The organism is Streptomyces sp. NPDC058092 (assembly GCF_042884935.1).
GTDB lineage: Bacteria > Actinomycetota > Actinomycetes > Streptomycetales > Streptomycetaceae > Streptomyces.
In genome coordinates, this window is the sequence record NZ_JBHVSY010000020.1 from 145,238 (window position 1) to 157,293 (window position 12,056).

Here is a 12,056-nt window from a genome sequence, read left to right on the forward strand (position 1 = left end):
ACGACCGGACGGGATCAGAGAATCGGGCGGCGGACGGCAAGCACACGCGAGGGCACCGCCCGCACCGGACCGCGGCAGACGTACGGCTCAAGCCCGCACCGGACCGCGGCAGACGTACGGCTCAAGCCCGCACCGGACCCCGCAGGACACACAGCTCAAGCTTCACCCGACCCCGGCAGGCCCACGCCTCAAGCGCCACCGCCCCCAGCAGACGACCTACCGCTCAGGCCTCGACCAGCTCGACCTGGACCTCGACCTCCACCGGCGCGTCCAGCGGCAGCACCGCGACGCCCACCGCGCTGCGAGCGTGCACGCCCTTGTCGCCGAGGACCGCGCCCAGCAGCTCGCTGGCGCCGTTGATCACGGCGGGCTGCCCGGTGAAGTCGGATGCCGAGGCGACGAAGCCCACGACCTTCACGACACGTGCGATCCGGTCCAGATCGCCCGCGACGGACTTCACCGCGGCCAGCGCGTTGAGCGCGCAGGTCTTCGCCAGTTCCTTGGCCTCCTCGGCCGTGACCTCCGCACCGACCTTGCCGGTGACCGCGAGCTTGCCGTCCACCATCGGCAGCTGGCCGGAGGTGTACACGTACACCCCCGACCGCACGGCCGGCTGGTACGAGGCCAGCGGCGGTACGACGTCCGGCAGCGTCAGCCCGAGCTCGGCGAGCTTCGCCTCCACGGCGCCCGCCATTACGCCTTCTCCCGCTTCAGGTAGGCCACGAGCTGCTCGGGGTTGTTCGGGCCGGGAACGACCTGGACCAGCTCCCAGCCGTCCTCGCCCCAGGTGTCCAGAATCTGCTTGGTCGCGTGCACGAGAAGGGGCACGGTCGCGTATTCCCACTTGGTCATGGCCCGACTGTAATGCCTGGCACACACAGCCTCGTGCGTAGCCCGCGGCCCGACTGGTTAGGCTCGAATACGTGAGCAGGTTCCAGGTCGTCAGCGGCAAGGGTGGTACCGGTAAGACCACGGTCGCCGCCGCCCTCGCGCTCGCCCTCGCGACCGAGGGCAGGCGCACTCTCCTCGTGGAGGTCGAGGGCAGGCAGGGCATCGCCCAGCTCTTCGAGACGGAGTCCCTTCCGTACGAGGAGCGCAAGATCGCCGTCGCACCGGGCGGCGGCGAGGTGTACGCCCTCGCGATCGACGCCGAACGCGCCCTTCTCGACTACCTCCAGATGTTCTACAAGCTCGGCAGCGCGGGCCGCGCCCTCAAGAAGCTCGGCGCGATCGACTTCGCCACCACGATCGCGCCCGGTGTACGGGACGTGCTGCTGACCGGCAAGGCCTGCGAAGCCGTACGCCGCAAGGACAAGCAGAACCGGTACGTCTACGACTACGTGATCATGGACGCCCCGCCCACCGGACGCATCACCCGCTTCCTCAATGTGAACGACGAGGTGGCGGGGCTGGCCCGGATCGGCCCGATACACAATCAGGCGCAGGCCGTGATGCGGGTGCTGAAGTCCCCCGAGACCGCGGTCCATCTGGTGACGCTGCTGGAGGAGATGCCGGTCCAGGAGACCGCGGACGGCATCGCGGAGCTGCGGGTGGCCGAACTGCCGGTCGGCCGGGTCATCGTGAACATGGTGCGACCGCATCTGCTGGACGAGGACGCGCTGCGCACCGCCGCGGGCGGCCGCCGCAAGGAGATCGCCAAGGCGCTGACGCGGGCGGGCCTGACCGGCTCCGCGGGGCTCGTGCGTCCTCTGGTCGAGCAGGCCGCCGAGCATGCCCAGCGGGTCGAGCTGGAGCGCGAACAGCGTGCGGTGCTCGCGGACCTGGAGCTGCCGGGGTACGAACTCCCGCTGATCGGCGAGGGCATGGACCCGGCCGGGCTGTACGACCTGGCGACCGAACTCCGCAAACAGGGCGTGGGCGACGGGGAGGGACAAGGGGTGGGCACATGAGACAGGGCGCGGACACGGCCGAAGCCACCGCCACGGACACGTACAAGGCCGCTACCGCAGCCACAGCCACAGCCACAGCCACAGCAGCCGACCCCGCACCCGCCCCCGCGCTGAACACCGACGCGCTGCTCGACGACCCCGGCATCCGGATCGTCGTGTGCTGCGGTTCGGGCGGAGTCGGCAAGACCACGACCGCCGCGGCGCTGGGCGTACGAGCGGCCGAGCGCGGTCGCAAGGTCGTCGTCCTGACCATCGACCCGGCCCGCAGGCTCGCCCAGTCCATGGGCATCGACTCGCTGGACAACATCCCGCGCCAGGTGCCGGGCATCACGGGCGACGGCGCCGGGGAACTGCACGCGATGATGCTCGACATGAAGCGGACCTTCGACGAGATCGTCGAGGCACACGCGGACGGCGAGCGGGCCCGCGCGATCCTGGAGAACCCCTTCTACCAGTCCCTGTCGGCCGGTTTCGCGGGCACGCAGGAGTACATGGCGATGGAGAAGCTCGGCCAGCTGCGCGCGCGCAACGAGTGGGACCTGATCATCGTGGACACCCCGCCGTCGCGCTCCGCGCTGGACTTCTTGGACGCGCCGAAGCGGCTCGGTTCATTCCTGGACGGAAAGTTCATCAAACTGCTGATGGCCCCGGCGAAGATGGGCGGCCGGGCCGGGATGAAGTTCCTCAACGTGGGTATGTCGATGATGACCGGCACCCTCGGCAAGCTGCTCGGCGGTCAATTCCTGCGCGACGTACAGACCTTCGTGGCGGCGATGGACACCATGTTCGGCGGCTTCCGCACCCGGGCCGACGCCACGTACAAACTGCTGCAGGCACCCGGTACGGCGTTCCTCGTCGTCGCGACACCGGAGCGGGACGCGCTGCGCGAGGCGGCCTACTTCGTGGAACGCCTTGCCGCGGAGGAGATGCCGCTGGCCGGTCTGGTGCTCAACCGCGTCCACGACAGCGGCGCCGCCCGGCTCTCCGCCGAGCGCGCCCTGGCAGCCGCAGAAAATCTTCACGGGGTCGGCATTGTGGATCAGTCGTCAGGGAAGACTGGACTTGGTGACCCGGCCGACTGGTCGGTCACGCCTCCCGAAACCGTTGACACCCCGAATACCGCCCCCGCAGCCCCTCCTGACCGTTCCGAGCACGAGTCCGAGCACAAGGACACCGAAGACCGCGAACCAGACCCGGAAACAGACCCAGCAGAAGACCCAGCAGAAGACCCGGGAAAGGATCCAGAGGCCGCTTCCGTCGAGGAGCTGACCGCAGGCCTGTTGCGGCTGCACGCGGAACGAATGCAGGTAGTCGCGCGCGAACAGCGCACACGCGACCGCTTCACCGCGCTGCATCCCGAGGTAGCCGTGACCGAAGTGGCCGCGCTGCCCGGTGACGTACATGACCTCGCGGGGCTCCGGGCCATCGGGGACCGGCTCGCGACCGGTTCCGCCCCGGCCGGAGCTGCGTAGCCGTCCGTCCGCCGCTATCCCACCGCGGCGTACCTCTCGTGCAGTTCGTCGTCGTCCAGCCCGATCGCCACGGGCAGGATGCCCGCGGACTGCTCGTACTCGCTGCGCGCGGTCTCCAGCAGCCGGCGCCACGACGTAACGGTGGGCCGCCTGCGCAGCAGTGCGCGGCGCTCCCGCTCCGTCATTCCGCCCCACACGCCGAATTCGACGCGATTGTCCAGCGCGTCGGCCAGGCACTCGGTCCGCACCGGGCATCCGGTGCACACCGCCTTGGCCCTGTTCTGCGCTGCCCCTTGTACGAACAGTTCATCCGGATCGGTAGTGCGGCAGGCTGCCTGCGCACTCCAGTCGGTTACCCAGCCCATCACGGCGCCGTCCTCTCCCGAATCGAGGCTCCCCCACGGCGGTAGCGGCATATTCACCGCTGCCAGTTGAGGACGTTACGGAAGGCGGCGACAGCACAACACCCCCTTCGGGCCCAATCTTGGATGGCCCGAACGGACTATGCGTATGCGGCAGATCACCCAGGGGAGTGAGGTGAGGACATACGGGACTATCCCCGCAGAATCGGGACAGTTCTCCCGGATCACAACGGACGTTCACCGACACAGGAGGCGAATTCGGGAGCGCCTGAACTCGTGGCCGGATCGTGTGCGGGGGTTGATGCGGAACGGGACTGCTGTGACAGTTGAGAGCAGCTTAGGCCAAGGCATATACGTGTGTCCGGCGAATGAGAACGTAGGCTGCCCCCATGCCAAAGAAGCGCTCGGGCGGGGGTCTCACGACGACCCAGCAGGCCGCCAAGTTCCTCGGTGTCGCCGCACTTTCCGGAGTTGTGCTCGCGGGCATCGCACTGCCGGCCGCCGGAGCACTGGGTCTTGCCACCAAGGGGACGGTCGAGGGATTCGACGAGATCCCGGCCAATCTCCAGACGCCACCGCTGAGTCAGCGCACCACGATCCTGGACAGCAAAGGCGGAATGATCGCCTCGGTGTACTCGCGCGACCGCACGGTGGTCGAGCTGAAGGACATCTCGCCGTACATGCAGAAGGCGATCGTCGCGATCGAGGACGCCCGCTTCTACAAGCACGGGGCCGTCGACCTCAAGGGCATCCTGCGCGCGCTGAACCGCAATGTGCAGTCGGGCGGGACCGCTCAGGGCGCGTCGACGCTCACGCAGCAGTACGTGAAGAACGTCTTCGTCGAGGAGGCCGGTGACGACCCGGACAAGGTCGCCCAGGCCACCCAGCAGACCCTGGGCCGCAAGATCCAGGAGCTGAAGTACGCGATCCAGGTCGAGGAGAAGCTCGGCAAGAAGCGGATCCTGACGAATTACCTGAACATCACCTTCTTCGGGCAGCAGGCGTACGGCGTCGAGGCCGCCTCCCAGCGCTACTTCTCCAAGTCGGCGAAGGACCTGACGCTGGAGGAGGCCGCGATGCTGGCCGGCATCGTGCAGTCGCCGAGCCGCTACGACCCGGTCAACGACCCGGCGGAGGCGACCAAGCGCCGCAACACCGTGCTCCAGCGGATGGCCGACGTCGGCGACGTCACGCAGGCCGAGGCCGACAAGGCGAAGGCGACCCCGGTCAAGCTGAAGGTGAAGAAGCCGAAGAACGGCTGCATCACCGCCGTCAGTGGCGCGGGCTTCTTCTGTGACTACGTACGCAACGTCTTCCTCACCGACCCGGCCTTCGGCAAGACCAAGGAGGACCGGGCCAAGATCTGGAACCGGGGCGGCCTGACGGTCCGCACGACGCTCGACCCGCAGTCCCAGCAGTCGGTGCAGAACTCGGTCAAGAGCCACGTCTACAAGTCGGACAAGGTCGCGACGGCCGTGACGCTGGTCCAGCCGGGCACCGGCAAGATCATGGGAATGGGCCAGTCCAAGCCGTACGGCTTCGGACCCAACGAGACCCAGTACAACTACTCGGTCAACAAGAGCATGGGCGGCTCGAACTACGGCTTCCCTACCGGTTCGACGTTCAAGCCGTTCCTTGCCGCCGCGGCCATAGAGGGCGGCAAGCCGGCCACGCAGACCTACCCCTCCCCGTACGAGATGGACTACCCGGACACGGTGCAGTCCTGCGGGAAGCCATGGGTCAACGACGGCGTGCCGAAGTATCACCTGGAGAACGAGAGCGAGTCCGAGAAGGGGCCGTACCCGCTGAAGGTGGCGATGGAGAAGTCCGTCAACACCTACTTCGTGCAGATGCTCCAGGACATCGGCATGTGTCCGGTCTCAAAGATGACCGACAAGCTGGGCGTGGTGCAGGGCGACGGCACCAAGCTGCCGCAGAACCCGTCCACACTGACTCTCGGTTCCAACGGCCTGTCGCCGCTGACGATGGCCAGTGCCTACGCCGCCTTCGCCAACCGCGGTACGTACTGCACACCGATCGCCATAGAGTCGGTGAACAAGGCGGACGGCACCTCGCTGCCCGTACCGAAGACCACCTGCTCGCAGGCGATGTCGCAGACAACGGCGGACACCATCAACACCCTGCTGCGCGGCGTGGTCGACTCCGGTACCGGTCAGGAGGCCGGCCTCCAGAGCCGCGACAACGCGGGCAAGACCGGTACGACCGACGCCCGTAAGAACGCCTGGTTTGTCGGCTACACGCCGAACATGTCCGGTGCGGTCTGGGTCGGCAGCCCGTCCCAGAGCGTCGAGATGGAGCACATCACCATCGGCGGCGTGTACCAGGACAAGGTGTACGGCGGGCAGGTCCCCGGACCGATCTGGCGTGACGCGATGACGGGCGCCCTCAATGGCGTGGACGCCCCCGCCTTCAATACCGTCAACATCCCGGACCCGCCGGAGCGCGGCGATGACGAGGACCATGGCAGGCCGGGTCCCGGCGGCAAGAAGCCCGGCAAGAAGCCCGGCGGCAAGAAGCCGTTCCCCGGCATCAGCGTCCCGCCGAACCTGATCGGCGGGAACACCGGCGGCCGCGGCGGTCAGACCAACGGCGGTACGCAGGGTCCCTGACCCGTACGGTCGACGCACATGAAGGTGGGGCGCCCCGGATCGATCCCGATCCGGGGCGCCCCACTTCGTACATCCCTGTCCGTACGTCGCGCGGCCTCAGCTCGCCAGGAGCTTCTTCACCGCGGCAGCCACCCGGCCACCGTCCGCGCGCCCCGCGACCTTCGGGTTCACGATCTTCATGACGGCGCCCATCGCCCGCGGCCCCTCGGCCCCCGCGGCCTTGGCCTCCTCGACGGCGGACGTCACGATCGCGCCCAGCTCGTCATCGCTCAGCTGCTTCGGCAGATACGCATCGAGGATTTCGCCCTCCGCCTTCTCACGCTCGGCCTGCTCGGTCCGGCCGCCCTGGGCGAAGGCCTCGGCCGCCTCGCGGCGCTTCTTCGCCTCCTTGGCGATCACCTTCTGCACCTCGTCGTCGGAGAGCTCGCGCGCCGTCTTGCCGCTGACCTCCTCCTTCGTGATGGCGGTGAGGGTCAGCCGGAGCGTGGACGAGGTCAGCTCGTCACGCGCCTTCATGGCCGTGGTGAGGTCTTCCTTGAGCTTGGACTTGAGCGTGGTCATGTGCTGATTGTGGCAGGTACCAGGCGCCCACCGCCCGCCGGTTTTCTTCCCGCCGCACGGTGTCTGCGACGATGGGCGCATGCGCGCACGCTACGGAGTACCCCTGAAAGTCATGGCAGTCGGCGCAGCGGTCGGCGCCGCCGGCCTCGCCTACGCCGCCGGATTCGAGGCCCGCTCGTTCCGCCTGCGGCGGGTGGCCATCCCCGTACTCCCGCACGGGGCACGCCCGTTGCGCGTACTCCAGGTCTCCGACATCCACATGGTGAGCGGCCAGCGCAAGAAGCGCGCCTGGCTGCAGTCACTGGCCGGCCTGCGTCCGGACTTCGTCGTGAACACCGGCGACAACCTCTCCGACCCCGAGGCCGTACCCGAGCTGCTCGACGCACTCGGTCCGCTGATGGAGTTCCCGGGCGTGTACGTCTTCGGCTCCAACGACTACTACGGCCCCAAGCTCCGCAACCCCGCCCGCTACCTCTTCGAGAAGACCCAGGGCAAGCATGGCCTCAACGGGAACGCCCCCGCGGTCGGCGTCGTCCACAACCCGTGGGAACCGATGCGCGACGCCTTCGACGAGGCGGGCTGGCTGGGCCTGTCCAACACCCGCGGCCGCCTCAAGATCGACGGCCTGGAGATCGCCTTCACCGGCCTGGACGACCCGCACATCAAGCGCGACCGCTACGCGGAGGTGTCGGGCGGCCCCGAGACGAGCGCCGACCTCTCCATCGGCGTGGTCCACGCCCCCTACCTGCGCTCCCTCGACGCCTTCACGATGGACGGCTACCCCCTGATCCTGGCCGGTCACACCCACGGAGGCCAGCTCTGCATCCCCTTCTACGGGGCCCTGGTCACCAACTGCGACCTGGACACGGACCGGGTCAAGGGCCTCTCCACCCACTCGGTCGACGATCACCGCGCCTACCTCCACGTCTCCGCAGGCTGCGGCACCAACCGCTACACCCCGGTCCGCTTCGCCTGCCCGCCCGAGGCGACCCTGCTGACCCTGACACCCCGGGACTGAGCGCCCACGGCCCCCCTCGCCCTCAGCTGCACATAAACCGGATTTCGTCTGCGGGCGCGGGTGGGCTAAAGTAATCGATGTCGCCGGGACACCGGTGACGATCGGGGTGTAGCGCAGCTTGGCAGCGCGCTTCGTTCGGGACGAAGAGGTCGTGGGTTCAAATCCCGCCACCCCGACAGCTGAAATACCAGGTCAGGGGCCTGATCCACTAAGTGGATCAGGCCCCTGAGTGGTTTCCGGGGCCATCTTGGGAGCCGTTTGGGAGCCGACTTCCTGAGCGGCTCCCTGCAGGGAGCCGCTCAGGAAGTGGCGGCCGTACGCCTGCTCCGGTCGTCGAGGACGATGACGGCGGGGCCGTTCTCCTTCTCCGCCTCGTGCGTCACCTGGTCCACCGCGAGGGCGGTCCTGCGGTAGACGGCCGCGGCCAGGGCCCAGGTCGCCGGGTCCTGGTCCTTCCCGGACGCGGCGCTCGTCTCGTGGTCACGAATCACCTGCCACATGGTGGTGAGCAGGGCGAGCAGGGACCTGCCCGATAGTGATGTCTGGATGCGCCCGTCGTCTACGTCGTCGACCTGCTCCGGAAGGCGGAAGTGGGGGCGGCCGCTGGTCTGCTCGGCAATGAAGTCCCACGTCTCGCGATGGCAGACCAGCTGTGCGGAGGCGATGGACGCCGCGGACAGCAGTCGCCCCAGGTGAGCCCTGTCGTCCTCTTGGCCTGCCGCAGAAGTATCTTCGCGAGGACTCTTGGCGGGAGACTCGGGTGGCGCGGCGATCTCCCCTGCGGCGCGGGCTTGGCCGTGAGCGGTGCGGACTTCTTCAAGCGGATCCACCTGGGCTTCGTTCCCCTCGACAGGTTCGATGACTTCGGACGGTGCCGCCGACGCTTCCGCCCCGTGCGGGTCTTCGATGGCAGCCGGCTGCTCCACCGAATCGGCGACGACGACTGGCGCCGGGAGATCCGGCGCCCGCGCCTCAGGGGGCGCCTTGGTGTTCTGCTCCATGCGCTGGCTCAGGGCCTCCAGGCTGCTTCGGGTGTCGGCCAGATCGGTGATCATCCGCTCCTGGCGCCGACGAAGCTCGCGGTTCTCCTCACGCAGCCCGAGCGTGCCCTGTGCCACAGACTCCAGGACCTTCTGGCGGCTCTGGTCCAGGGTCACGTACAGCGCACTCAATCCCGTGGCCGGATCCTCAAGTGCTGTGCGTATCACTTCGAGTTGGCTGAGCACCTTGTCCGTCTTCTCGGCCGATCTCCACGCCATGCAACTCTCCCTCTACCGACAGTGACGACCGGAGATGTCTCCCCGACTCAGGGTCGGACAATGCGATGATTTCCAGCCGAATCACTATTCCGCTTGTGCACGGATCGGCAGACCGGTACGACCATGACCATGCACCGTTGGTCGCGTCTCAACGATCGCCAGCTGACCCTGCTCATCCGCATCGGAGACGGGTCCGACCCCGTCACGGCGGACAGCCCCGAGCTCGCCGTCACCGCCCGCGCTCTCAAAGGCCGTGGTCTGATCACCATGCCGAGGCACGATGGGAAGTGGCGGGCGGAGATCACTGATGCGGGGCGCTTCTATCTGAAGCATGGTCATCACCCGGACCAGCCGGAGCGGGCTCCGCAGAAGCAGCAGTCGGCGCCGGCCGATCCGAAGTCACAGACGCCCCTTCCCCCTCGGCGACAGGCCGCACCGCCAGACGAGAAGAAGCCAGCCCCGCAGCCGCCCTTGAAGCCGCCACGGCAGTCACCGGCGGAAGTCGGCACGGCCTTGATCGCAGAGGTGCAGAAGGCTGGGCGCTTCCTCCGTGTCCCGGACCCGAGCGACGAGGAGCGGGCCCGCTACCGGAGAGCATTCGAAGCGGCGCGGCAGTGTGCTCCTGAGGGTTACCACCTCAAGTACAGCGGGCGGGCGAAGGGAGACTTCTTCCTCGGCCTGCTCAGGGTGACCGGCGAGGACGACACCGAGTGGAACCGAATCCGCCTGGCACGCAGCCGTGTGATCACCGACGTTGACGACGTGATCGCCGCGGTGACCGCGGACCACAGCGCCTTTGAGGTCTCGGAGGAGGTCCTTCCCCGGGTGCTCTCACTGCTCCGGCTCCTCGCCGAGCAGGCCCTCGTCCTCCATGGCGAGATCGCGGTGTCCAAGAAGCGCAGGCAGCCGAGACCCCTGCTCACCATCCACGGCAGGACGTACGAGATCAGCTTCCGCGAGCGGGAGAAGCAGGTGCGGTACGTGCCCAAGCAGCCGGGCCGGCGTACCTACGACTGGCAGCGGGTAACTCCGGCGCACCGGTTCGAGCCGTCTGGCGAGCTGGAGCTGCATTTCAGCCAGCACTCGGGCTACAGCTACGCCTCCGGCTGGAAGAAGGACTGGGCCGACACCGCCAAGAAGCCGCTGGAGGACCAGATCGGTTCGGTTTTCCGAGCGCTCAAGGCGGGTGCTGAAGAGCAGGAGCGGGCTCGGCTGGAGCGGGAGGCTGAGCAGCGACGGCTGCGGGAAGAGCGAGAAGCGGAACAGCAGCGGCTGCGCGAGGAGCGGGAGCGGCAGGATGAAGAGCGCCGTCGTCGGGAAGCGGAGGAGAAGGAGCGCAGGCAGCGGGAGTGGGAGGCGGCTGTCAGCGTCGCGTCCATCAAGGCAGTGGACGCGGTGCGTGCCGAGCGCTTCGGCACGGCCTTGGAACAGTGGCGGGCCGCAGGGGAGATCAGGGACTTCTGCGCAGCTCTGGACGAAGCCGCCGCCACGTCCGACGACGTCCTCGACGCCGAAAGGCTGCGGGAGTGGTCGGCGTGGGGGAAGGCCGAGGCCGACCGGCGCGACCCCACCGTGAGCGGCAGGGGACTGGCCGGCCGCAGCTTCCACGCGAAGCCGACGGGAGACCAGCTGCGGCCGTTTCTCGACGGCTGGCACCCACAGCGGCCGGAGAAGGAGGAGCTACCGAAGAAGGAGAAGTCTCAGGCGGAAGTCGCGCCACCCAAGCCGGAGCCAGAACGGCGGCGCGACTTCAGCGACGAACGTCTGGACCAAGGCTGGAGATATGGACGCCAAGGTCGCGCTCAATGGTGGAGGCGATGACGCCATGCCCGCGGTCGCGTAGGGCTGTCACCGCGCGCTCGACCAATTGCCCGAGCCGGATGACCTCGGCGCGCAGGGCGACCAGTTCGTCGTAGCGCTCGGACTTGTCCTCGCCGCACCACGCCCGCACGGCCCTCAGGATGGCCGCTTCCGCGTCCAGCTTGCGGTCGTCCCGGCGGCTGTAGGAGTACCAGGAGGACTGGGCACGTTCCTGCTCCAGGCTCTGCTGCTTGCGGTCCACCTCCGGCAGGATCGTGTCGGCGAGGCGGTCGGCAACATGACGGGCGAGGCGTTCGGTGACCGGCCAACCGGCCAGGCACAGGCCGTCGCGGTTCTCGTAGACCATAGGGTCGTCCCGCAGTTCCGCGGCGTCCATGCCGACGAGCGGTGCGGTCTCATCCAACCGGCCCATGTCCAGAATCCCGGCGTCCGGGACTCCTCGTCGTAGGCGCAGTTTGCTCTTCGGTCGGACGAACCCAAGGATCAGCCGCGCGGCCTCGAAGTCTGTGCTGCCTCTCACGTGTCGCGATGCCTCGGCCAATGCCAGTTCCGCCTTGTCGTCCGCGCGGAACGTTTCGACCTTCGCCCACGGCGCAACGAGGGAAGTGGGATTGACCCATTCCTGCAGGCCAGCGGCGTCGCCTTCGAGGAACCGCACGTGGACCCAGCCAGTCCTGCCGGGGCCGCCCACACGAACGATCCCTACCTGGCGAACGGCGCTGCCCAGTTCCTTCGGTCTCGCGCGGTATGCCCAGTGCTCGCCCATCTCCATGTGCCTATTGAGCCAGGTCTGTTAATGCCGGCGCCCGTCGATTTGCCAAAACCACCAGAAGGAACCGAGCGCCCCAGAGTCCCGTCGACGTGATCAGGCCCGGTGGGTAGGCCCAGCGAGCTTCGAGCGACGAGGAAGCACCTGTGCCCCGTAGGTGAAGTTCCCCCTCTGAAGTGGACAGCCTGATACTGGGACGGATTGGTCCCGGAGGAAGCAGTCCAGGTTGAGTGGCAAGAGCAACATGAGCAAGC

11 protein-coding genes and 1 tRNA gene are annotated in these 12,056 nt (G+C 68.0%); 6 read left to right on the forward strand and 6 right to left on the reverse strand.

Annotated elements, in window-relative coordinates:
- Positions 1-223: 223 nt before the first annotated feature.
- Positions 224-694, reverse strand: coding sequence for a RidA family protein (locus ACFVV1_RS28850; protein WP_389994933.1), 471 nt, complete (start codon positions 692-694; stop codon positions 224-226).
- The gene (locus tag ACFVV1_RS28855) at positions 694-852 is read right to left on the reverse strand and encodes a DUF4177 domain-containing protein (protein ID WP_003967454.1); all 159 of its coding nucleotides are present in this window, start codon (positions 850-852) and stop codon (positions 694-696) included. The genes ACFVV1_RS28850 and ACFVV1_RS28855 overlap by 1 nt, the downstream gene beginning before the upstream one ends.
- Before the next feature lie 71 nt (positions 853-923).
- On the opposite strand from ACFVV1_RS28855, the gene ACFVV1_RS28860 reads away from it, so the two are divergent.
- Positions 924-1,910, forward strand: coding sequence for an ArsA family ATPase (locus tag ACFVV1_RS28860; RefSeq protein ID WP_389994936.1), 987 nt, complete (start codon positions 924-926; stop codon positions 1,908-1,910).
- Positions 1,907-3,382 (forward strand): ArsA family ATPase, encoded by a 1,476-nt coding sequence (locus ACFVV1_RS28865; RefSeq protein ID WP_389994939.1) that lies wholly within the window; start codon positions 1,907-1,909, stop codon positions 3,380-3,382. The genes ACFVV1_RS28860 and ACFVV1_RS28865 overlap by 4 nt, the downstream gene beginning before the upstream one ends.
- Positions 3,383-3,396: 14 nt before the next feature.
- Here ACFVV1_RS28865 and ACFVV1_RS28870 read toward each other — a convergent pair whose 3' ends face one another.
- Complete coding sequence (locus ACFVV1_RS28870) at positions 3,397-3,747, reverse strand: WhiB family transcriptional regulator (protein ID WP_187438703.1); 351 nt, start codon at positions 3,745-3,747, stop codon at positions 3,397-3,399.
- A 386-nt stretch (positions 3,748-4,133) separates the two neighbouring features.
- Between ACFVV1_RS28870 and ACFVV1_RS28875 the strand changes: the two genes are divergently transcribed.
- On the forward strand, positions 4,134-6,374 hold the full coding sequence (locus ACFVV1_RS28875; protein WP_389994942.1) for a transglycosylase domain-containing protein: 2,241 nt from the start codon (positions 4,134-4,136) through the stop codon (positions 6,372-6,374).
- 96 nt (positions 6,375-6,470) lie between these two features.
- Here ACFVV1_RS28875 and ACFVV1_RS28880 read toward each other — a convergent pair whose 3' ends face one another.
- Positions 6,471-6,935 (reverse strand): GatB/YqeY domain-containing protein, encoded by a 465-nt coding sequence (locus ACFVV1_RS28880; RefSeq protein ID WP_389994945.1) that lies wholly within the window; start codon positions 6,933-6,935, stop codon positions 6,471-6,473.
- Positions 6,936-7,014: 79 nt separating this feature from the next.
- On the opposite strand from ACFVV1_RS28880, the gene ACFVV1_RS28885 reads away from it, so the two are divergent.
- Positions 7,015-7,953 (forward strand): metallophosphoesterase, encoded by a 939-nt coding sequence (locus ACFVV1_RS28885; protein ID WP_389994948.1) that lies wholly within the window; start codon positions 7,015-7,017, stop codon positions 7,951-7,953.
- A gap of 102 nt (positions 7,954-8,055) precedes the next feature.
- Positions 8,056-8,129 (forward strand) — tRNA-Pro (locus ACFVV1_RS28890).
- 123 nt (positions 8,130-8,252) lie between these two features.
- Here the strand turns inward: ACFVV1_RS28890 and ACFVV1_RS28895 are convergent.
- Positions 8,253-9,212: a hypothetical protein gene (locus ACFVV1_RS28895; protein WP_389994951.1), complete on the reverse strand. Its 960-nt coding sequence runs from the start codon at positions 9,210-9,212 to the stop codon at positions 8,253-8,255.
- A gap of 129 nt (positions 9,213-9,341) precedes the next feature.
- Here ACFVV1_RS28895 and ACFVV1_RS28900 point away from each other — a divergent pair, with 129 nt between their 5' ends.
- Positions 9,342-11,033 carry a PE-PGRS family protein gene (locus tag ACFVV1_RS28900; protein ID WP_389994980.1) on the forward strand — a complete coding sequence of 564 codons (1,692 nt, stop codon included), beginning with the start codon at positions 9,342-9,344 and terminating at the stop codon, positions 11,031-11,033.
- Here the strand turns inward: ACFVV1_RS28900 and ACFVV1_RS28905 are convergent.
- Entirely contained in the window at positions 10,963-11,805 is an 843-nt protein-coding gene (locus ACFVV1_RS28905; RefSeq protein WP_389994954.1) for a PE-PGRS family protein, read from the reverse strand. The genes ACFVV1_RS28900 and ACFVV1_RS28905 overlap by 71 nt on opposite strands.
- Between the last annotated feature and the right edge of the window lie 251 nt (positions 11,806-12,056).